Source organism: Sphingobium sp. (genome assembly GCF_032153725.1).
Classification (GTDB): Bacteria; Pseudomonadota; Alphaproteobacteria; order Sphingomonadales; family Sphingomonadaceae; genus Sphingobium.
On the sequence record NZ_JALDYQ010000063.1, the window covers coordinates 1 to 22389 of the forward strand.

At 64.6% G+C, this 22389-nt stretch carries 10 protein-coding genes; 2 read left to right on the top strand and 8 right to left on the bottom strand.

Annotated elements, in window-relative coordinates; all coding sequences use genetic code 11:
* Positions 1-2801: beta-galactosidase GalA (galA, locus tag RUH75_RS17920; protein ID WP_313808522.1), on the top strand; the 2801-nt coding region annotated here is incomplete at its 5' end.
* Between the two features lie 39 nt (positions 2802-2840).
* Here the strand turns inward: galA and RUH75_RS17925 are convergent.
* From RUH75_RS17925 to RUH75_RS17960, 8 genes are all read right to left on the bottom strand, one after another.
* Entirely contained in the window at positions 2841-4745 is a 1905-nt protein-coding gene (locus RUH75_RS17925) for a discoidin domain-containing protein (protein ID WP_313808523.1), read from the bottom strand.
* Positions 4742-6991 carry a hypothetical protein gene (locus RUH75_RS17930; protein WP_313808524.1) on the bottom strand — a complete coding sequence of 750 codons (2250 nt, stop codon included), beginning with the start codon at positions 6989-6991 and terminating at the stop codon, positions 4742-4744. Before RUH75_RS17930 ends, RUH75_RS17925 begins: the two co-directional genes overlap by 4 nt.
* Positions 6988-9282 carry a GH92 family glycosyl hydrolase gene (locus tag RUH75_RS17935; protein ID WP_313808525.1) on the bottom strand — a complete coding sequence of 765 codons (2295 nt, stop codon included), beginning with the start codon at positions 9280-9282 and terminating at the stop codon, positions 6988-6990. The genes RUH75_RS17930 and RUH75_RS17935 overlap by 4 nt, the downstream gene beginning before the upstream one ends.
* Positions 9279-10697 carry a glycoside hydrolase family 125 protein gene (locus RUH75_RS17940; RefSeq protein ID WP_313808526.1) on the bottom strand — a complete coding sequence of 473 codons (1419 nt, stop codon included), beginning with the start codon at positions 10695-10697 and terminating at the stop codon, positions 9279-9281. The genes RUH75_RS17935 and RUH75_RS17940 overlap by 4 nt, the downstream gene beginning before the upstream one ends.
* Positions 10694-13234 (bottom strand): glycoside hydrolase family 3 C-terminal domain-containing protein, encoded by a 2541-nt coding sequence (locus RUH75_RS17945; protein WP_313808527.1) that lies wholly within the window; start codon positions 13232-13234, stop codon positions 10694-10696. Before RUH75_RS17945 ends, RUH75_RS17940 begins: the two co-directional genes overlap by 4 nt.
* A complete protein-coding gene (locus tag RUH75_RS17950) occupies positions 13231-15852 on the bottom strand; it encodes a beta-mannosidase (RefSeq protein ID WP_313808528.1) in 2622 nt (873 codons plus the stop codon). Before RUH75_RS17950 ends, RUH75_RS17945 begins: the two co-directional genes overlap by 4 nt.
* Positions 15852-18113: a beta-N-acetylhexosaminidase gene (locus RUH75_RS17955; RefSeq protein WP_313808529.1), complete on the bottom strand. Its 2262-nt coding sequence runs from the start codon at positions 18111-18113 to the stop codon at positions 15852-15854. The genes RUH75_RS17950 and RUH75_RS17955 overlap by 1 nt, the downstream gene beginning before the upstream one ends.
* Before the next feature lie 235 nt (positions 18114-18348).
* On the bottom strand, positions 18349-21120 hold the full coding sequence (locus tag RUH75_RS17960; RefSeq protein ID WP_313808530.1) for a TonB-dependent receptor: 2772 nt from the start codon (positions 21118-21120) through the stop codon (positions 18349-18351).
* Between the two features lie 525 nt (positions 21121-21645).
* Here RUH75_RS17960 and RUH75_RS17965 point away from each other — a divergent pair.
* A complete protein-coding gene (locus RUH75_RS17965) occupies positions 21646-22386 on the top strand; it encodes a GntR family transcriptional regulator (protein WP_313808531.1) in 741 nt (246 codons plus the stop codon).
* Positions 22387-22389: the final 3 nt, after the last annotated feature.

Below are 22389 nucleotides of genomic sequence, written 5' to 3' on the forward strand. Positions count from 1 at the left end.
CCGCCGCGGCGACGGAGGCCGCGGCGGAACTGCACGGCATGGGCGAACGGGATTGGCAACCCTTGCCGCAGTCCGATCCCTCGCGCCTGTTGCTCGATCGGGGCTGGCAGTTTCATGAGGGGGATATCCCGCTCGCGCCGCCGGAGGGCCACCATCAGACCTATGTGTCGGTCAAGGCCGGCAATGCGCGGGGGGCTGCCGCAATCGACTGGGACGACAGCGATTGGGTCAGCGTGACCCTGCCGCATGACTGGGCGTCGTTTCAGCCCTTTGTCGAGAACGCCAACGTGTCGCAGGGCTATCGGCCGCGGGGCATGGGCTGGTATCGGCGCAGTTTCCGGCTGGAGGAGGCTGATCGGGGCAAGCGGCTGGAATTGCAGTTTGGCGGGATGGCGACGCGGGCGACCATCTGGGTCAATGGCAGCGTCGTGGCGCGGAATTTCTCGGCCTATAATGCGATCACCATCGATATCACGCCCTTCGCCCGCTTCGGGGAAGAGGGGAACGTCATCGCGGTGCAAGTGGACGCGACCGCGATGGAAGGCTGGTGGTATGAGGGCGCGGGCATCTATCGCCATGTATGGCTGGCGAAGCGGGCCGCGGTGTCGATCGCGACCGATGGGGTGCATTGCGATCCCCGGCTGATCGACGGGCGCTGGCGCGTGCCGGTGACGGTGATGCTGGAGAGCATTGCCGATGCGGCGGCTGATGTGCGGGTGACGGCGGTGCTGCGCGATCCCGAGGGACGGGAAGTGGCGCGGCAGGGTGGCATGGCGCGGGTCGAACCGCTGGCATCCGCGACGGCGGAACTGGTGGTGGATGCGGGGCCAACGCGGCTCTGGTCGGTTGCAACGCCGACGCTTTACACGGTTGAGATCATGGTGGAAGGGCCGCAGGGTGCGGACCGCCGGATCGTGTCGGTGGGCTTCCGCACCATTGCCTTCGATGCGCAGCGCGGCTTCCTGCTGAACGGCCAATCGGTGAAGCTTAAGGGCGTGTGCCTGCATCAGGACCATGCTGGGGTCGGGGTGGCGGTGCCGGACGCGCTGCTGGCGTGGCGGCTTCAGCGATTGAAGGATTTCGGCTGCAACGCCATCCGCTGTTCGCACAATGCCCAGGCCCCGGAATTTTATGCGCTGTGCGACCGGATGGGCTTTCTGGTCATGGACGAGAACCGGATATTCAACCCGGCGCCGGAAAATCTGGCGCAGCTGCAATGGCTGGTGCGGGCGCATCGCAACCATCCCAGCATCATCCTCTGGTCGGTGTTCAATGAGGAGCCGATGCAGGGCACGGAATCCGGCGTCGAAATGGTGCGGCGCATGCGCGCGGCGGTGCGGGCGCTGGACGATAGCCGCCCGGTGACGGCGGCGATGAACGGCTCTTTCTATGCCCCGCATAATGTGTCGCAGGTCGTCGATGTGATGGGGTTCAATTACTATCCTGACGATTATGACCGCTTTCATGCATTGAATCCCGCGAAGCCCTCGACCAGTTCGGAGGACACCAGTGCCTTCATGACGCGCGGAGCCTTCGCCAATGATCCGGCTCACCATGTCATCTCCTCCATGGATGAGGAGGCGGCGGGCTGGGGCGCGACGCATCGGGCATCGTGGAAGGCAATTGCCGAGCGGCCTTTCATCGCGGGCGGTTTCGTGTGGACCGGCTTCGACTATCATGGCGAGCCGACGCCCTATGCCTGGCCGACGATCGCGAGCTTTTTCGGGGTGCTGGACCTCTGCGGCTTTGCCAAGACGGCCTATGACATCAGGCGGGCGCAGTGGATCGATGATGAAGTGGTGGTCGGTGTCGCGCCGCACTGGACCTGGCCCGGGCGGGAGGGGCAGGCGATGGATCTGCTCGTGACCTCCAATGCCGATCGGGTGCGTGTGCGGGTGAACGGGCGCGTGATCGGGGAGCAGGATTGCGACCGGATCATGGGAAACCGGTTCACCCTCCCCTATGCGCCCGGCGTGCTGGAGGTGGAGGCGCTGAAAGACGGGCGCATTGCCGCGCGGGCGGTGCATCATACGGCGGGGCCGGCTGTGGCGCTGCGGCTGACGCCAATGCGGCGGGCTTTGCGCGGCGATGGCGAAGATGTGGTGGCGGTGACGGTCGATGCCGTCGATGCGCGCGGGCATCATGTTCCGGTCGAGCAACGCAAGGTCCGCTTTGCCGTGTCGGGCGGGACGCTGATCGGCGTCGGCAACGGCGATCCTAACTGCCATGAGAGCGAGAAGGTGCCGGAGCGGTCGCTGTTCAACGGATTGGCGCAGCTGATCGTGCAGGCGGGCGAAGGGCGCGGGCGGCTGACGGTTGAGGCGCGGGCTGACGGGCTGCGGGTGGCGCGGCTGGCGTTGCCGGTGATGGCGGCGGAGGTGCGCCCCTTTGTCGCAATGCAGCCGGGTGAGGCGATGGTGACGGAGTGGCGTCTATCGCCCGCCTTTGCCGACCGGCCCGATCCGGGGCTGCGGCCTGCGGATGGTGACAATAACCTCTGGGCCTTTACGCGAAGCGGGACGGCCGTTGGAGCGGATGACGCATCGAAATGGCGGGTCTGGCAGGCGTCCCTGCCGGCGCGGAAGCGGATATTGGCCGAAGGTGGGCGGCTGGAGCTGGGGCGCGTGGCAGGGCGGGCGGAACTTTGGGTTGATGGGCGCCGGGTTGCGGTGAAGGATCAGACGGTTGGCGGCATGGAGGCTGATGTGCCTCCGGGCGCGCGGGATGTCGTTCTGCTGGTGCAGTCGGTGGCTGGTGAGGCCTCCGGAATCTTGGGTACGGTACGGCTGAGCGAGCGATGATGGTTCCCCTCTCCCTTCCCGAAGGAAAGGGGAGGGTGATCAGCGGAAGGCGCCGATGGTGGCGATCGCTATGGCCGGAGCCGGAACCGCCGGGCGCGGGAAGTTGAGGCGCAGATAGCGGGCTTGGCGCGCGACGGCGAAGGGTATGCGTTGTGTGGCGCGGGCATAGTTGATGTTCTGGAACTCGCCGTCCTGTGGTTTCGTCCAGTGCGTGCCGTCCGTGCTGGTTTCCACCATGTAGCGGGCGGGCGGGGCGGCCTGCGGATCGACATGGCGGGTGGGCGTCAGCGCGAAACCGGCGAGCTTTTCCACTTTGCCAAGGTCGATCGTGATGCTGGCCGGGGCCGGGGAGGTCCAGGCGGTTTTCGCATTGTCGTCGAGCACGGCTTCAGCGCCGGGGGCGCTGGCCTTTGCGATCTTCCAATTGTCGCGGGCGACGATGCTGCTGTCGGTGACTGTGGCCGGGGGCAGTTTTGCCGGGGCGACCGAAAGGAACAGGGCAAATTCGCGCAGGGTCGGTCCGGCTTCGGCGGCGGTAGGGCGGAAGCGGATGCGGCGGGGCGTGATGGGCGTCGGCAGGCGGATCAGGCGCTGCGGGCCGACCATCTCCTTGGCGGCGATCTGTTGCCAGTTCTGGCCGTCGTCGGAAATGTCGATGGCGAAGCTGGTGGTGCGCAGGCCCAGCGGCAGCCATTCCTGAAGGTGAATGGTGTCGAAGCGTGTGCCCGGTTGCAGGTCGAGGGTGAGGGTGGCGTCCTTGGCTTCAGCGGGCGCGCACCAGAATGTGTCGGGATTGCCGTCCGTCGCATGGGCTGCCGTGCCGCCAATGTCGGCGCTGGCGGCGGCGACGGCGTTCAGCGCGAGGTCGGTGGCGAAGGTCGCGCGCACCGCGTCTCCGAACGCCTTCAGGCTGGCGACGTCGCGGTCGGCGATGCGGCCGCGCTTGTCGGGGGGCAGGTTGAGGTGGAAGGTCGTGCCGTGGCCGATGGACTGGTCGAACATCTCCATCAGCTTTTGCGGCGTCTTCACCTGCGCATCCTCGTCGGCATGATAGAACCAGCCGGGCCGGATCGAGACATTGGTTTCGGCGGGCCACCATAGCGGGGCGCCGCGCACGCCGGTATTGCCGTTGGTCTGGTCATAGGGCTCGTTCGGCATGGTGGGCCAACAGGGATCGCCCGCATGGCCGTCCTCATTGCCGACCCAGCGGATGTCCGCGCCGAGCGGGTCGAAGGTGCAGGCATTGGGTTGCAGCTTGTGGACGAGGTCGATGATGCTGGGCCAGTTATAATAGGACACCGCATCGATCTTCCGCGTCTCGCGGGCACCGCCATAATAGCCGTCGCCGCCATTGGCGCCGTCGAACCACACCTCGAACAGAGCGCCATAGCGGGTGCACAGTTCGGTCAGCTGAGCGCGGTAATAGTCGATATAGCTGGGATGGCCGTAATCGGCGCGGTTGCGGTCCCAGGGGGAGAGATAGACGCCGAAGGCCATGCCCGCGCGGCGGCAGGCGGCTTCCAGTTCACCGACGATATCGCCCTTGCCTTGCTTGTAGGGCGTGTTGCGGATGCAATGTTCGGTCAGCATCGTCGGCCAGAGGCAGAAGCCGTCATGATGCTTGGCGGTGATGATGAGGCCGGTGAGGCCGCCAGATTTCGCCGCTGCGACGATCTGGTCGGGGGCGAAATCGGTCGGGTTGAACTGGCGGACGTCCTCGTCGCCATAGCCCCATTCCTTGTCGGTGAAGGTGTTCATCGAGAAGTGGATGAAGGCATATATCCGCCGGTCATGCCATTTGAGCTGGCGCGGCGAGGGCGTGGCGCCCCATGGCGCGGGCAGTTTGGGCTGGCTCATGGTCGTGGGGCCACGCGGCGCGCAGGCTGCGGCGGTGGCGAGCAGCGATCCGGCCATCAGCGAGCGGCGGGTGAGATGCGGGATCATGGGACGGCCTTCGATGTTGGGGATTGAGGTATGAGCCAGACCTCCGCGATCTGGCGGCCCCGGCCGCTGCCGCCCATGCCCGGCGGTCGACTCCAGACGAGATCGAGCGTGCCGCTGGCGGTCAGGGACCGGGGGATGGCAAGGTCCACGCGTTGGGGGTTGGTGGTGCGCGTGGCGGGGCTGGGCAGGGGCGTTCCGTTCGCGGTGAGGGTCAGCGGCAGGCTATAGTCCTCGCCCGCCCATGTGTAGCGCAGGCGGTAGGGGCGGCCCTTCTCCAGCCCCTCATAATGGAGAGACAGTGGCTGCTCGAACAGCGCTTCGGCATAGCTGAGTTCGGCCATGCGCCAGCCTTCATCGGGGGTGTGTTCGGCGACGCCGTCGATCGCCGTGCGCCAGAGTTGCGGGTCGCTCGGATAGCCGGGGCCGCGCACCAGATGCGGTTCGTTGGTCGGATCGCCCAGATCGTCGTAGAGCGCGAAGTCGGCCATGCCCCAGCGGTCGCCCAGTGCATAGAGGGCCACGATCCGCTCGGCTTGGGTGGGGAGGGCTAGGGCTGCGGTCATGTCGCGTTCGACGGCCTTGCGGTCGTTGAGGTCGATCATGGCGCGGTCGAAATTCGCGCCCCGCCGCCAGTTGGAGGCGCCGTGGTCAAGGGAGAGCTGCATGCCGGCGGTGTGGCGCAGCTGGTCGGCGAAGGTGGTCAGGCGTTGATAGAGATCGCCCGCTCTCATGCTGTCCGACCGGGCATAGGCGAAGCGGGCGGCGGCGACGGCAGGCTCCGCGCCGGTCGCCGATACCTGCCTCAGCGTGTAGAGCGCTTCAGCCTGATTCGCACGGGCGCGGATCAGGCGCTCGCGGATCAGCGCGTCATAGACGGCGCGGTAGCGGTAGAGGTCAAGATGCCAGTCAGCCCATGTCGCCGGGCGGATCGCGTCGATGGCGGCGAGGGTCGGTTCGATCTGCGCGTTGGCGGCGGGGTCGCCCTGCCAATTGGCTTCGAGCATCGCCGGTATGGCGGCGAAGGCGGGATCGCCCACATAGAAATTGGCATAGTCGCGGGCGATGTCGGCCTTCCCGTTCCAGCCCATGGCGAGCCACTGGTGGATGTTCCAGTCGTCGTTAATGCCTTCGGAATAGCTGATCGCGCCGCGCGTGCCGGGTGTGATGTGGGCGAAGATCGTGGCTTGCGCGGCGGGACGCGGGTTGACCGGTTCGCGGCCCTGGGTGAGCGCGAAAGCGGGATTCCAGTCAGGGATGGGAAACTGCGCCTGCATGGCGTGGGCGGTGTCAGGGTAGAGTTCGACCGGATAGCGGCCTGCGAGGCGGCGGATATGGGTGGTGGCGCTCTCACGGGTTTGCGGGCCGACGAAGAGGGCAGTCAGCCATTTCGGGTGGTAGGCCAGCGCGGCATGGAAGGCGTCCAATCCCTTGGCATCGAAGCCTTGGGTGGAAAGGAGCAGTTCCGCCTTGGGGAAGCGGGTGCGCAGGGTTTTCGATAGCCGCTCGACCAGTGGGAACAGCCGCTGGGGGCTGGTATGGCCGGGATCACCCCCGGGGAAATAGAGGGCGTCGAGCGCGGGCAGAGTTTGGAGCAGAGCGTCGAGCTGATGCGCTTCGGCTGCATCCGCTGCGCCGCCATCATAGTCGCCCAGCAATGGGTAGAAGATGGCGACGTCCAGACCCAGATCATGGGTCGCCTGCGCCATATCGCGGACGGCTTGCTCCGGCGGCACCGGCATCAGCGGCGAGGTTGGCGCGTCGTCGGAGCGGGGTGCGATGATCTGGACGCGGTTGGCGCCCCAGAGTGCGAAATCCTCGATCCGGCGCCTCAGCATCGCCGGGGTCCAGGCGTCGTAGCTGTTATTCTTGAAGCGATAGCCAATCTGCGTGCCGCGAATGGCCTGTTGCGGCTTTTCATTGACCGGCGCGCTGAGCGTCAGCGCCAGATTGTCGCTATGCCGCAGCAGCCAGCCCGCGCCGTAGACGAAGCCGCGCGTGCTGGCGGAGCGAAGGGTGACGGTCGTTGCCCGCCGGTCGATGCGGAAGGCCTCCTTCGACAAACTGCCCGACACAAAGGCGATACGCGTGGCACAGCCCTTGTCGCTTGCCCCCCGCTCCGCCAGGCGGCGGCGCAGGAGGTCGGCGGCAGGCTTGGCGGAACCGGCACCGGTGACGCAGACCGATTGCAAAGGCACGGTGTGCGCCGTGTCCGCAGCGAGCAGGGTCAGGGCCGCCGCGACGCTCATGCCGGGCGGCCGGGCCTGTCTTCGGGACGGCTGGCGAAGGCTTTGTTGGGCGTGACGCTCATGGTGAAGCGCAGCGTGCCGCCCTTCACCAGATCGGCATGGGCGATCCAGCCCTTGGTCCATGGCTGGCCGTTCCATTCGACCCGGCGGACATAGGGGGTGTCGGGGCCGTTATTCAGCGCTTCCACGATCAGCTTTTTGCCATTGCCGAGCTTGACGGTGGAGCGGGTGAAAAGCGGGCTGCCCAGCACATAGGTCGCGCTGACCGGGTCGACCGGGTAGAAGCCGAGCGAGGACAGGATGAACCAGGCACTCATCTGCCCGCAATCGTCATTGCCGATCACCCCGTCCGGGGCGGCCTTGTACATCTCCGTCAACAGGCGGCGGACCATGGCCTGCGTTTTCCACGCCGCGCCGCAATAGGCGTAGAGATAGGCGACATGGTGGCTGGGCTCATTGCCATGGGCATATTGGCCGACGAGGCCGCTAATGTCCGGCGGGGCGCCTTCGGGCAAAGTGGAATCGGCGGTGAAGAGGGCGTCCAGTTTCGCCTCGAACGTGGCGTCGCCGCCCATCGCCGCGATCAGGCCGTGGACGTCATGCTGGTTGAGGAAGGTCGCCTGCCAGCTGTTGCTTTCGGTGAAGTCGCGCCATTTCCTGGAATGGCCCACTTCGTTGGGCGCGAAGGGTTCGGCCCAGCTTCCATCCGCAAGCCGGGGGCGGGCGAAGTTCAGTTTCGTGTCGAACACATTGCGCCAGTTGCCGGACCGTTGGCGCAGGCGGGCGGCTTCCATGCTCTTGCCGGCCGCGTCGGCGATGTGGGCTGCGGCATAGTCGTCATAGCTATATTCCAGCGTGCGTGAGACGCTTTCGAAGATGCGGTCGGCGGGAATGAAGCCGGTTTCGTCGTAAAATTGCAGCCCGAGGCTGTTGTCCAGATTGGGTGTCGACCAGTCGAAACTGCGTTTGGCGACGCCCGGCCAGGCGGCGGCATAGTCGGCGCGGATGCCTTTGGCGCGGGCCTCCGCGATGACCGAAACGCTGTGCCAGCCGATCATGCAGCCGGTTTCCACCCCTTGCAGCGGCCAGACGGGCGGGCCGAAGGGGCTTTGCTGTGTCTGGCGGATGAGGTCGGCGGTGAATTCGGCGGCGCGCTTTGGCCGGATCAGCGTCTGGAGCGGGTGGAAGGCGCGATAGGTGTCCCAGAGGGAATAGGCGCTGTGCGCTTCCTCACCCTTGTTCAGTGTGTGAGTCTGATGGTCGAGGCCCACATAGCGCCCATCCACGTCCGAGAAGAGCGTTGGGCCGAGGCTGGCATGATAGAGCGCCGAGGCGAGGATGGCGCGCTGTTCCGTCGTGCCGCCTTCGGGCGTGATGTGGCCCATTTCCGTTGCCCAGGCCTGCGCGGCGGCGGCGCGGTAGCGGTTGAAGTTCCAATGGGGGGCTTCGGCCTTCAGATTCTTGCGGGCGCCGTCGAGGTCGACTGCTGAGATGCCGCAGCGGATGAGGAGCGGTGCAGTGCCTGCTTCCTCATAATGGAGGACAGCTTTCAGACGCTTGCCCTTGGCGGCGACGGCGCCTGCGGGCTGGTCGTCGTCGGTGAAATACTCCACCTGGCTTGGCATGCGGGAGAATTGCATCGCGAAGAAGATGCGGCGGCCCTTGGCCCAGCGGAACATGCGGCGGGTGCCGGTGAGGGTGCCGTCAGCTTCGATCTGGAGCGCGGCTTCGTCGATCAGCGGGGCTTCACCGGGGCCTTCCATCACCAGATGGCTCATGTCGATCAGGATATGGGCCGGACCTTGCGGGAAATGATAGCGGTGGATGCCGGTGCGCGGCGTCACCGTCAGTTCGGCGTGGACGCCGCTTTCCAGCGAAACGGCATAATAGCCGGGTTCGGCCTGTTCCTGACTATAGCGCTGGCGATAGCCTTCGTCCGGCTTGTCGAGCGGGCCGGGCTGGAGCTGGACGGCCCCACGCGTCGGCACGACCAGCACGTCCAGCATGTCGCCAATGCCGGTGCCCGACAGATGGGTGTGCGAAAATCCCAGCAACGAGGCGTCGCCATGATGATAGCCCGAGCAGGTGTCCCAGCGCGCCGTGTCGGTGTCGGGCGACAGCTGCACCATGCCGAAGGGCATGGACGCGCCGGGGAAGGTGTGGCCGTCGCCGCCGGTGCCGATGAAGAGGTCGGGCTTGGTTGGGGGCGCAGCGGCTTCGATCCGGGTGGCGCTGGCAATCGCAAGGGTGGCGCTCGCGCCCAGCAGGCTGCGGCGGGTGAGGGCGATCATAAAGGCGCTCCCAGCAGGGCAGGCTTGCGGCGGGCGAGGTCCAGCATCAGTTCGCCGAACAGGCCGTTGGCCCAGGCGAACCAGTGGCGGGTGTAGGTGGTGGCGTCATCCTGATCGAAGGCTTCATGGATGAAGCCGGTGCCGCCATGGCTGGCTTTGAGATGGCGCAAACATTGGCGGATGGTGACGTCGTCCTCGCTGTTCAATGCACGCATGATGATCGACATCGGCCAGATCATGCGCAGTCCGGCATGGGGGCCGCCTATGCCTTCGGCTATCGCACCTTTGAAGAAATAGGGGTTGCGCTCGCTCCATGCGGCGGCAGCGGTGCGTTGGAACAGGGGATTGCTGGCCGGAACCGCGCCCAGATAGGCGAGGGCGGACAGGCTCGGCACATTGGCGTCGTCCATGAAATGGCCGTTGCCGAAACCGTCCACCTCATAGGCCCAGAGCCGCTCGCCGGTCGCCGGGTCGATCATCGTGCCATGGGAGCGGGTGGCGGCTTCCACCTCGTCGGCCAGCGTCTTGGCGTCGGTGGCGAGTTGATTGTCCTTCGCCGCCTCGCTGGCAACGATGGCAAGCTTGCGCAGCGCCGCCACCGCGAAGAGATTGGCGGGGACGAGGAAGGGGAAGATGCAGGCATCGTCGGAGGGACGATACATGCTGTGGATCATCCCGATTTTCTTCGTCGGCGCGCCATAGCCGTCCAATATCTGGGTTTCGGTGGCGAGCTTGTCGCGGCGCAGGAAGCGATAGGGGCCGGGGCTGTCCTTGCGCTGCTGCTCGCGGAAGGTGCGGATGCTGGTGCGGGCGGCTTCGGCCCAGAGGGCGTCGAAGGGCGCCGCATCGCCACTCGCTTTCCAATAATCATGGGCGAGGCGCATCGGATAGCAGAGGGAGTCGATCTCCCATTTCCGCTCCGCGACGCCCGGCTTCATCTCGGTATCGTCGGCTAGTGCCCATGAAAGGTTGGTCTTGGCCGCGGGATCGCGCAGGAAGGCATTGGCATAGGGATCGATCAGGATCGAGCGCGCCTGCCGGGCGATGAGGCCGTGGAACAACTCGCGCAGCTTGGCATCGTGCGGGGTCAGGTGGACATAGGGGTTGAGTTGCGCCGAGCTGTCGCGCAGCCACAGGCATTCGATATCGCCCGTGATGACGCAGGTGTCGGGCTTGCCGTCGACCGTGCCCATGAAGACGGTGGTGTCGAGCGTGTTCGGATAACAGTTGCCGAACATCCCGCGCAATTCCGGGTCGCCGATCTTCGCAGAGACGCGGACGAGCTCGCGTTCAACCGCTTTGCTGGTGAAATGGCGATTGGCCGGGCGCTTGCTCTCGAAACGAGGTGCGCCGATGGCGGGCGTGGCAGCGAGCGCGAGGCTGCCCGCGATCAGGGAGCGGCGGTCCAGCTTCATTTCGGCAGCTCCTGCGTTCCGGTGATGGTGAAGGCAACCTCCGTGCCCTTGGCCTCGCCCGGCTGACCGCCGCCGATGAACAGGCGATAGACGCCGGGACGCACGGCGCGATTGCCGTCGCGATCCACGGTGCTGAGCGCGCGGGGATCGAGGGTGAAGCTGAGTATCCTGCCCTTACCCTGCTTCAACGTCACGCGCTGGAAGCCGACCAGATTATGGCGGAGGACCGGATCGTTGAACTCGCCGATGGTGCGCAGATTTGCCGGGGGGATCAGATAGGCCTGCGCCACTTCCTCGCCCTCTCGGCTACCGCTGTTGGTGAGGCGAGCCTTGACCGTCAGCGTCTCGCCCGCTGCAATGGTCGCGGGGGCCTGCGCGCTGTCATAGGCGAAGCTGGTATAGCTCAGGCCATGGCCGAAGCCCCAGAGCGATTGCCCGTGGAAATAACGATAGGTCCGCTCGCGCATATTATAATCGACGAATGCGGGCAGGTCGCGGGTCTTGGCGTAGAAGGTGACGGGCAGTCGGCCCGAGGGGGCGTAGCGGCCTTCGATCAGATCGCTGATCGCGGTGCCGCCCGCTTCGCCCGGATACCAGGCGGCGACCACCGCGTCGGCATGGTCCTTTGCCCATTGCATCGCGACGGCGCTGCCCGACAGCAGGACGGCGACAAGCGGCCTGCCGGTGGCCTTGACCGCTTCGAGCAATTGTTGCTGCACTTCCGGCAGCGCAATATCGGTGCGGTCGCCGCCGGAGAAGCCGGGCACCTCGATCTGGAGCGCTTCGCCCTCGACGGCGGGGGAGAGGCCGACAAAGGCCACCACGGCGTCGGAGGCGCGGGCCGCTGCCACGGCGCGGCTGCGCTGTGGCAAAGCGGGCGCGACCCAGCTGAGGCGGATGCCCTCATCCTCGCTCGCATGGGCGAGTTCGAGGCGGATGCTGCGCGGGCGGGCGTCTGCGAAGGTCAGGCGGGCCTCGACGCTCCTGTTGTCGCCCGCATCGGTGATGACCGGCTGGCCGTCGATCCAGAGGCGCACGGCATCATGCCCCTCGCAATCGAAGCAGCGCGGCACATCGATGCGCAGCAGATGCTCGCCCGGTCCTTCGGGCAGCAAGGTGCCCGTCCAGCGCACGCCATAGCGGTTGCTCGGCACCCCCTGCGCGGGCGAGCTGCGGTTCCAGTCGAAATCGACCTTGGCATGGGTTTGCGCGATGACCGGCGCGCCGCTGAAGTCGGGATTGGCGAAGAACTCAGCCTTCAGCCCCGGCGCGAAGGCGGTTTCGGGGATGACCGCCGGCACGCCCTCGGCCAAGGTCGCGCCCTGGGCATAATGGACGTCGAAGCGCTTGCGGAGCGCCGCCAGCGGTGTCACCGGCGCGGCGGCGGTGCCGTGATAATTGGCCTCCAGCACGTCGAGACTGTCGGCATTGGGGCCAATGACGGCGATGCGCGCGCCGCGCTTCAGGGGCAGGACGCCGTTATTCTGGAGCAGCACCAGCGACTTGCGCGCCGCCTCCAGCGCGAGATTGCGGTTGGCGAGCGTATCGACGGCGCTGGCGGGGATACTGTCCCAGCGGCTGTTCGCGCCGAAGGCATCGCCCAGCGCCTTGCGCGCGGTGAAGGTGCGGGCGAGGGCGGTATCGACCGTCTCCTGCGTGGTCAGCCCCTGTGCCAGTGCCTGATCGAGCGCGGCATAAGCCTTGCCGCAATTCAAATCCATGCCCGCATTGATCGCCACGGCCGATGCGGCGGCGTTGGTCTGGCGATAGCGCTGATAATGGTTGATGTTGCCGATGGCGTCGCAGTCCGACACGACAAGGCCGGTAAAGCCCCAGTCCTTGCGCACCCGCTGGTTAAGCAGCCAGTCCGACGCGCACACCGGCACGCCATGGACGCTGTTATAGGCGCACATGACCGACAGCGCCTTGCCCTGCGTCAGCGCCATGCGGAAGGCGGGGAGGAAGGTCGCCTCCATATCATAAGCGCTGGACTGGACGTTGAAACTGTCGCGCCCGGCTTCGGGACCGCTATGGGCGACCAGATGCTTGGGCGTGGCGATGACGCGGGGCTGGTCGAGGTCCGGCCCTTGCAGGCCGCGCACATAGCCAACCGCGAGGCTGCCGGTCAGCAGCGGGTCTTCGCCATAGGTTTCCTGCCCCCTGCCCCAGCGCGGGTCGCGGAAGATGTTGATATTGGGCGACCAGATGGTCAGCCCCTCATAACGCCGCCGGTCCTTGCCGGGCAGGCCATTATATTTGGCGCGGGCCTCGGTGGAGACGGTCGTGCCGATGCGCTCCATGAGGTCCGGGTCCCAGGTCGCGCCAAGGCCGATGGCCTGCGGGAACACCGTGGCGACGCCGTTGCGGGCGAGGCCGTGCAGCGCCTCGTTCCAATAGTCATAGGCGGGGAGTTCGGGGCCGTCCTTGGGCGCGCCGGACTGGAGCTGCGCGGCCTTCTGCGCCGGCGTCATGCTGGCGATCTTTGCTGCAATGGCAGGATCGGCGGAGGCGACGAGGAGAAAGAGAAGGGCGCTCATCGGACGGCTCCGAGATGGCGCAGTTCGAGCGCGGCCTTCAGCTTGGCTAGCGGTGTCTTCGAGGTGATGGAGACGGTCACGCTTTCTCCGGGCAGAAGATCGAAATGGTTGTCGGAGGCGCTGGCGTCGACGCTGCCAAAGCCGATCCAGAGGCTGCGGGCGAGGCGGATTGCCTTGACCGTCAGCTGCGGCTTGCCGTCCGGAGTGGTGGTCCAGCTGGTCGTAAAGCCCGGATCGGGAAGCGCCATCGCCTTTTCCGGCAGGGCGGAGGCAAGCGCGCGGGACGTGACTTGCCCGTCAACCAGCAGTTCCGCGACGGCAAAGGTCCGGGTCTTGTCGGCGCTGCCGAACAGGGCGTCGTCGGTCAGATCGCCGATCTTCAAGGCGGAGAGCGGGGCGAGGGTGGCGTCGCCTTCCTTCACCATGCTTCCTTTGCCCTCGACGTCGATCAGGCGGATGCGCCAATGGGCGGTGACGGCAACGGTCCTGTCGGAGATCAGCGCGATTTCGGTCGTGCCATTCTCATGCCGTCCCGCCGATATGGCGACAGGGGCGAAGAAGCGGCGGGCGGCATAGTGCAGCGCCTTCCACCGGCCATAATAGTCGATGCTCGACCATGACGCGCCCGGCCACACATCGTTGAGCTGCCAGTAGAGCGAGCCGCTGGTCTGCGGGCGGCAGGCGCGGTGATGCAGCGCGCCGAGTGCAATGCCGTCAGCCTGCATGGCTTGGCTGAGATAGACGAAATCCGCGAAATCGCGCGGGCTGCGGTAGCGCTGCTCGATATAGAGGAGGAGGCGTTCCTGCCCTTCGCCCTTCAGGAATTTCTGGTGGGCGCGCATCACGGGGGAGGTGATGGTGCGATCCTTCGGTTTTGCGAAGGCGGTGATCGTCGGCATGACCGGCATCGCCTCCAGCCCATATTCGGACATGAAGCGCGGGCAGCTGTCCAGATAGGCGGTGACCGGTTTCTTGCCGCCCCAGACGTCCCAATAATGGCGATCGCCATCGCCGTCCTGATCGGGCTTGCCCTCATAATTGCTGCTCGGCGAGCCGGGCCAATAGGGGACGTCGGGATCGCGGCGCTCGGCCGCATCGCGCAGCACCTGATTGAACAGGATGGCGAGGCCGACGCCGACCTTCTCCTGCTCGTCCGCGCCGACGCGCTTCTTGAATGCAATGCGGTCGGACCAGCTTTCCCAGCCGGAGAGGACTTCGTTATTGCCCGACCAGAGGACGATGGACGGATGCGCCTGCACCCGGTCGACCTGTTCCTCCGCCTCGATCCGCACATTTTCGCGGAAATCGCGATCATAGGGAGTGACGGCGCCGCCGAACATGAAATCCTGCCAGACCATCAGGCCGAGGCGATCCGCCGCGTCATAGAAGCCGTCGGGCAGATAGTAGCCGCCGCCCCAGATGCGGACCATGTTCATGTTGGCATCGCGGGCGTCGGTGAGGATGCTCGCCATCCGTTCGGCCGCCACGCGGGCCGGAAACATGTCGAAGGGGATGATGTTCGCTCCCTTCATGAAGATGGGCAGGCCGTTGATCTTGAGCTGGAAGCCGCGCCCTTCGGCATCGGCCTCACGCACCAGATCGACGGTGCGAAGGCCTGTGGAGCGGGTGGCGCTGTCGGCCTCTTCGCCCTCGAAGCGGACCTTGGTGGTGACACTGTAGAGCGGCTGCGCGCCATAGCCTGCCGGATACCAAAGTTGCGGATCGGGCAGGGTGACGGGGACGGCGACCTGATTGACGCCTGCGGTGAGGGTCACGTCGCGCGCGGAGACGACGGTGCGGCCGTCCGGCCCCTTCACCACCGTTTCCACCTGAGCGCGGCCTTCGCGGCCGGCGACCAGTTCGACTTGCGCGGCGATGCGGGCTTCCGCTTTCGTCACCGCTTCCTGCACGACCCGCAGGCTCTCGATCCGCGCGGCGTCCCACGCGTCGATGTGGATGGGACCATTGGGTCCGATGCTGAGAATGCGTGGCCCCCAATCCCAGCCATAATGATATTTGGGCTTGCGGATATAGGGAGAGGTCTGACGTGCTTCAGGTTCGTCGCCAAAGACGCTGTCATATTCGCCGGGCAGCGGATTGGCGAGCGCCAGCACCTTGGGTTGCAGGGCTTTGAGCGGACTCCGGAAGTGGATGCTGATCTCGTTGGCGCCGGGCTTAAGTAGCTTCCTGACGTCCACCCTCCAGCGGCGATGGGCATTGTCGGCGGCGAGGATGGTCTGCCCGTTGAGCTTGACCTCGGCATAGGTATCAAGGCCATCGAACACCAGATCGATATGCTCGCGGGCGAGCAGGGCAGACGTTGCGTCGATCCGCCCGCGATAGTCCCAGTCACTGCGCCCGACCCATTGGATGGTGGCTTCGTTGAGGCCGATAAAGGGATCGGGCATGAGGGCCCGCGCCATCAGGTCGGTCTGGACCGCGCCGGGAACGGTGGCGGGCAGCCATCTGGCGGCCTTGGGATGCGCCTTGGCCGCCTCGCTTTCGCCGGGGGCGAGGCGAAGCTGCCAGTTCCGGTCGAGCGGGATGCTGGTGCGCGGAGCGGCGATCAGGGCGGCCGGAGCGACTGCCAGAAGGAGGGCTGCGGCACGCCGGAACATTATCGGCGGTCCTCCAGCCTGACCTTTTCGACGGCGTAGAAGGGCTCAGACAGCGGCGAGGTGAACTGGAAGCAGAGATTGGCGTCGCCGCTCTGGTCCTTGAACGGTGCGGTAAAGCGCAGCCGGTTGGGCGCGGTTTTTGGATCTGGGAGCGGGAATGTGCCGATCACGCCCCCCTCGCAGCCGCCAGCCCGCACCACCAGCTCGCCATGGGCAGTGACCGCATAATGGGCGCGTAACGCGCTTTCCTCATGGGCGAGGCCATAATGACGGGGCAGGCGGGCGATGTCGATGGTGACGGCTTTCGCCTCGCCTAGCGGCGCGTCGGCCCATATGGTGCAGGTGTCGAAGATATTGACGTTGAAGGCTGGGGCGTCCCCGCTCTGGCCCGATACGAGCGGCACACGCAGGCCCAACGCGCCTTGCGGGCAGGTGGAGAGGTCGGTCGGGCCAGCCGTCAGCAGCGCAGTGCGTGAGGCGTCGAAACTGCGCGGCGCGGCGGCGGCGCGGCCGTCCTTCAAATAGGCGGCGGCTTCCAGCGTGGTGCCGGTCCTGATCGTGATCGGCGCGGTGTAGGCCCGCGCCTTCGCACCGGCCTTCGCGCCGTAGCGGATCGTTCCCGCACCAGTCTGCGTGTCCATGGCCAGGGTCAGCTTGCCGCTGCGCATCGCAGCGCCGCGTTTGCCCAGCATATGGAAATTGACGGCAAAGGCGCTGTCGGCCGCCGCAATGCCCTCATGGCCATAGCGCAGCATCTGCGGATCGAGCCGGGTCACGAAACCCTTGAAGTCGCGCTTGTCCTTAGGCGACCATGTCAGTTCCGCAATGGCCGAAAGACGCGGGAAGATCGCATGTTCCTTTTGCCTGGCCGTGGCGAGATATTCGGAAAAGGCGGTTGCCTGCGCGCCCATGACATGGCTTTCGCGCGCGGCATCGATGCCCGGCGGTACAGGGTCATAGGCATAGACCTGCTCCAGCGTCTGGATCGACAGGCGGCCCGGCGGTTCGTCGCTGCGGCCGGACTGGAGGCTGTCGAGATACAGCACCGGCGCGGGAGCAAGCACCACATCATGGCCCTTGTTCGCAGCCTCGACCGCGCCCTTGTCGCCGCGCCACGACATGACCGAGGCGCTGGTCGGCACATCGCCTTCGAGGATTTCATCCCAGCCGATCAGGCGGCGGTTCTTGGCTGTGAGATATTTCCCCAGCTCCCCGATCATCCAGCCCTGCATCTGATTTTCGGTTTTCAGTCCAAGCGTCTTCATCTGCGCCTGAACCTCCGGCGAGCGTTGCCACTGGTCCTTCACTGCCTCGTCCCCGCCGACATGGATGAACTCGGACGGGAAGATGACGATCAACTCATCAAGGACATTCTTGATGAACGCCATGGAGCGCGGACTGGGCGAAAAGAGCCAGGGATTGACGCCCCAGTCATGCCCGGTTTCTGGCCGGTCACCCAGCACGCCGACTTCCTCCGGGTAAGCGGCGACGGCAGCCTGCGCATGGCCCGGCATGTCGATCTCGGGGACGATGGTGATGCCGCGATCGGCGGCATAAGCGACCAGCGCCTTCAGCTGCTCCTGCGTGTAGAAGCCGCCGACCTTCTCGCCCGGCGTACCGCCTGACGAAGGGGGCGTGCGCCAGCCGCCGATCTCGGTCAGCCTGGGATAGCGCTTGATCTCCACGCGCCAGCCCTGATCGTCGGTCAGGTGGAGGTGCAGTATGTTGAGCTTCTGCGCCGCCATGGCATCGACGATCGTATAGAGCGTCTCGACCGGCTGGAAATGGCGCGCCACGTCCATCATCAGCCCACGCCAGCGGAAGCGCGGCGCGTCGGTGATCGAAAGGGCGGAAAGGGTGACGGGCTTGCCGAACTGCGCATCGGGGGAGAGTAGCTGTGCCAGCGTCATCGCGCCCCAGATCAGGCCCCGGTCGCCGCTCGCGCGGATGGTCGCGCCCTTCGCGTCGATATCGAGCCGATAGGCCTCCTCGCCGGGGACAGAGGCGTCGCGTTCGAAGCGGATGGTGCCGCTCGCAGCCCTGGCGAGTGTCAGGCCCCGGTCGATGCGCACCCGGTCGATCAGCAGCTGCGCGGCCATGACTGCGCCTGTGTCCTCGGTTGAGGCGACCATGGCCCCATTGCCGATCAGCAGTTTGCCGTTGGCTGGTGTCACCGAAGCGGGGAGGGGGATCAGCGGCAATGTTTGGGCGTGCGCAGCGGCTGCGGCGAAGATCAGGGGAAGCGCGAAGAGGCTGCGCATGGGCTCTGTCTCCCTTGAGGGATTTCGAGTGAATTGGAACATTTCACGGCTCGGAAATCACGTTAAAACAAAAACTTGCCGAAAAAGGGACGGGCGACCCCGTGCAGTGGGCCGCCCGCGGCAGTTACCTGCCATGGAGCCCGTCTGCCCTGCAAGGACTGACGGACGGAGAGAAGGGTGGAACTGGCCCCGGCCGGGAGGGATGGGAGGGAAGCCGGGGCCAGTTCCTAACCGGTCAGAAGCGGACGCTGACGCTGCCTGCGAAGGTTCGTCCATTCTTGTAGAAGGCCGAGGGGCGATCCTTCGTACCGCTATACTGGACATAGGTTTCGTCCAGCAGGTTCTGCGCGTTGAAGGTGAGCGAGATTGCCTCGTTGATTGCAACGCTGGCCGAGAAGTCCAACTGGTTATAGGGCGCGACCTTCTCGATCGAACCCAGACGGCCGATCGTGCGGAAATAGTCGGTGCGGTAGTTGTAGCTGAGCCGCGCTTGAAACGGTCCCTTCTCGAAATAGGGGATCACATTGACCGTGTGCTTCGAAAGGTAAGGCAGGTTCAACTCGCCCTCGATCCCTGGAATGGTCGAGGTGCTGCTGTCCTGATAGGAATAATTCGCCTGTATGCCAAAGCCGCCCCAGATTTCCGCCTGGCCGTTGATCAGGATGCCATTGACCTTCGCCTTGCCGCCGTTGATCGGGCGCTGGACGCTATATTTGCTTTCCAGTTGGCCGGTCAGCGAGTTGAACAGCGTTACGCCTTCCTGCCGGGTGGTGATGATATAGTTGCTGATGTCGCGGCGGAACAGTTCCAGCGACAGCAAGGTGCCGGGTCGCGGATAATATTCGGCGGTGAGTTCGTAATTGGTGGACTCATAGGGCTTGAGGTTCGGATTGCCGCCACCCGCGTCATAGGTGACATCGTTCTGCGTGATCGATGCCGCCAGATCCTGATAGCGGGGACGCGAGATTACCTTCGCCACCGCACCGCGCAGGACTATCTGCGGGCTGACCTGATAAGCGATATTCAAGCTGGGCAGGAACTTCAGATAATCGGTAGTCGTGGTGGTCGGCACCGGAACCGGCGTCGGGTCAGCCACAGTCGGCAGGGTCAATGCATAATGTGAGATATCCTGGGTGTAGACCAGGCGACCGCCGATATTGCCGCGGAACCCGCCCTGTTCGAAATTGGCCTGGACGTAAGAGGCGGCGATGGTTTCCTTGACCTTGGTGGAGGCGCCGACCTTGTTCACCAGATCGGTGTTGATGGCATTGGCCAGGATGTCGATGACAGATTGTTCGGGCAGGTTCAGATAAACCGTTGCGTTGCCCTTTGCCCCCGTGCCGCTGAACACGCTGCCTGGCGTGGTCAGTGTTTCGACGCCCAACTGGTCGGCGGTGAAGGACGATTGGAGATAGGTGTTGATGCCGCGGGCATCGACGCGGTTGACATGCTCGGTATAGCGCGAGCCAAGCAGCACTTCGGTGAACGGCCCGAACGAAACCGGGATGGTCGCGTCGTAACCGGCAAAGATGTCGCGGTCGGTGGTGACGCTATAGTCCAGGCCGCCGATCTGGGCGGCGTTCAACTGTGTGCCGTTGACCAGCACCGGACTGCCTTCGATCTGCGCCGGATTATTGTTGGGGTTCGTGAAATAATTGGCCGGATTGGTGAGGTCGCCGACGAAATTCACCTCGGCCGAACTGGGGGTGATGCTGTAGCTGAAGGGAAGTTTCGTCTGGACGTTGAACAGATATTCCGGGTTGCGGCCGCCCCGCGCGCGGCTCCAGCCTGCCGTGACGGAGAATTTGGACCCGCTGTCCCCTTCCCAATCGGCGTAGAAGTTCAGATTGTCGGTTTTTAGCCTGGTGCGGCGGACCAACGTATCGAGCTGCGCGCTCTGATTGGGGGCGGCGCCGAAGCTGGCCTGCGTCACGACGCCGTTAGACACGGTCGCCGATTCCAGCACGCTGCCGGTCCATGCACCGGGGATGGTGTACATCGACTGGCTGTAATTATTGTAATTGCCTTCGATATGCAGGCCGTTGACGGTCAGTGTCAGGTTGTCGGCCGGCTTGAACTGCAAGGTGCCTGATACGCTGGCGCGTTTACGCTGCTGCTGGAAATAGGCATAGTTGATGCCGAAGGGCGAGGCTGCCTTGTAAAGATCCTCGATCGTGCCGCCGCTGATCGTCGCGTTGGGATTTTTGAGCGAAAGCGCGCCGGTGTTCGCATCGCGGTTCACGAACGGGCTGTTATAGGTGCCGTCGGCATTGGGCTGGTTATTATCATAACCGAAGAATTCCACGCCCGATCGGACGAGGTTCTGCTTGTCGTAGGTCGCCGCGATCAGGACGCCGAAAGTCTCGTCCTGGTTCTTCCAGCTATAGAGGCCGGACGCGCGGATATTCCCTTTCTTCGCGCGATCATTGTAGGAATAGCCCCCCGAGGCGAAGACCGTATTGGCCTTCAGGTCGAGCGGCCGGCGTGTGCGCACGATCACCGTGCCGCCCAGACTGCCGTCCTCGATCCGTGCTTCGGGTGATTTATAGACTTCAAGACGGTCAACCAGTTCGGGTGCCAGTAGCGAATAGTTGAAGGTGCGGCTGGACGGATCGTTGTCGTTGCCGCCCCAGTCCGCTGAGGCGAGGCCATGGCCGTCCACTAGCATGCGGTTGAGCGCCGGGTCGGTGCCGAGGATGGCGACCTTTTCGCCCTCGCCGAAGCGGCGGTCGATGCTCACGCCGGGTACATGGGAGAGAGATTCGGCGACGTTGCGGTCGGGGAATTTGCCGATATCTTCCGCGCTGATCACATCAACGACGGCATTGGCTTCTTTCTTGAGTTCGATCGCGTTGCGCAGGGAAGCGCGGATGCCGGTGACGATGATCTCGCCATTATCGGCGGCGGGAGCCTGCGCCGCGGGTTGGATGTCAGCCTGCGCGAAGGCGGCTGCGGGAAGCGCTGCGAGCGCGCTGGTGGCGAGAAATATGGTCCGTCGCAAAGCCATTGAACAATCCCCTATCAAGCGCCTGCCGCGCTACCCTTGCAATCCGGCGGCCAGCCAATGGCAGGATACGCCGCACCAATTATGGTTCTATTTAGGTATTCTCATAACCAGATTTGGTATGGTCAATTGTTATACGCTACCATCGCAAAATCTACACAAAAATGAAACCTTCCAAAAAATATTGGGAAAATTCCTGTAAATTTTTGAAATATGAAGATATTTTTTATGAGATCGGGAGAAATTGGTATTGTGTTCAGGGAGGGCGGCGCTGGATCGAGGCTGTTTGGCCTGGATATAATACGCCCAGGAACAGCGATTTGTGAGAAGGTCATGTGATGATTCTGTCACGGGATGGTTTGCACAATCGCGTTGCGCCCCATATGCAGGAAAACGGTGATTGACTTGTGGCAGGCCGTATTTTTAAGGCTTGTATAATACCAATATATAACCTATCGACTGGATTGTGCTGTGCGATACCGTCCTTTACGCTCCCTGTCAGAGAGCCGCGTTGCAAATGAGGGGGGTATGACGTCTTTTTCCGATCGTATTGGTCTGCTTCAGGAAGACCTGCGGGTGCCGCTCTATCTTCAGTTGCAGCAACTGGTGCGGCAGGCCATCCAGAGCCGGCTTCTGGTGCAGGATGATGTCATCCCGGCGGAACGCGATCTGGCCGAGGAATATGGCGTGTCGCGCATCACCGTGCGCAAGGCGATCGACGGGTTGGCGCAGGAAGGGCTGCTGGTGCGACGGCGTGGCGCAGGAACCTTCGTTGCCGCGCGCGTCGACAAGAGCTTTTCCAAACTCTCCTCCTTTTCCGAGGATATGATGGCGCGCGGGCGTCGACCCAGCAGCGAGTGGCTTTCCAAGTCGGTCGGATTGGTGACGCCGGAAGAATCGTTGTCGCTGGGCCTGTCGCCCGGCACGCGGGTCTATCGCTTTCAGCGCATGCGCTTTGCCGACGATGTGCCGATGGCGGTCGAATATTCGACCATCGTGGGCCATTGCTTGCCCAATCTCGATGCGGTGGTCGATTCGCTCTACAGCGCGCTGGAGGCCAATGGCTGTCGCCCGGTGCGTGCCTTGCAGCGGCTGCGCGCCATGCATTTTCCGTCCGATCAGTCGAAGCGCCTCGGCGTCGAAACCGGCCATGCCGGACTGTTCATCGAACGACGCGGTTTCCTGGCCGATGGCGAGGCCGTGGAGTTCACCCAAAGCTATTATCGTGGCGATGCTTATGACGTCGTTGCGGAACTAAACGCCAGTTAGCCC

Coding starts and splice junctions, on each gene's coding strand:
- RUH75_RS17925 (WP_313808523.1), bottom strand. CDS start 4,745: ATGATCCCGCATCTCACCCGCCGCTCGCTGATGGCCGGATCGCTGCTC.
- RUH75_RS17930 (WP_313808524.1), bottom strand. CDS start 6,991: ATGAGCGTCGCGGCGGCCCTGACCCTGCTCGCTGCGGACACGGCGCAC.
- RUH75_RS17935 (WP_313808525.1), bottom strand. CDS start 9,282: ATGATCGCCCTCACCCGCCGCAGCCTGCTGGGCGCGAGCGCCACCCTT.
- RUH75_RS17940 (WP_313808526.1), bottom strand. CDS start 10,697: ATGAAGCTGGACCGCCGCTCCCTGATCGCGGGCAGCCTCGCGCTCGCT.
- RUH75_RS17945 (WP_313808527.1), bottom strand. CDS start 13,234: ATGAGCGCCCTTCTCTTTCTCCTCGTCGCCTCCGCCGATCCTGCCATT.
- RUH75_RS17950 (WP_313808528.1), bottom strand. CDS start 15,852: ATGTTCCGGCGTGCCGCAGCCCTCCTTCTGGCAGTCGCTCCGGCCGCC.
- RUH75_RS17955 (WP_313808529.1), bottom strand. CDS start 18,113: ATGCGCAGCCTCTTCGCGCTTCCCCTGATCTTCGCCGCAGCCGCTGCG.
- RUH75_RS17960 (WP_313808530.1), bottom strand. CDS start 21,120: ATGGCTTTGCGACGGACCATATTTCTCGCCACCAGCGCGCTCGCAGCG.
- RUH75_RS17965 (WP_313808531.1), top strand. CDS start 21,646: ATGACGTCTTTTTCCGATCGTATTGGTCTGCTTCAGGAAGACCTGCGG.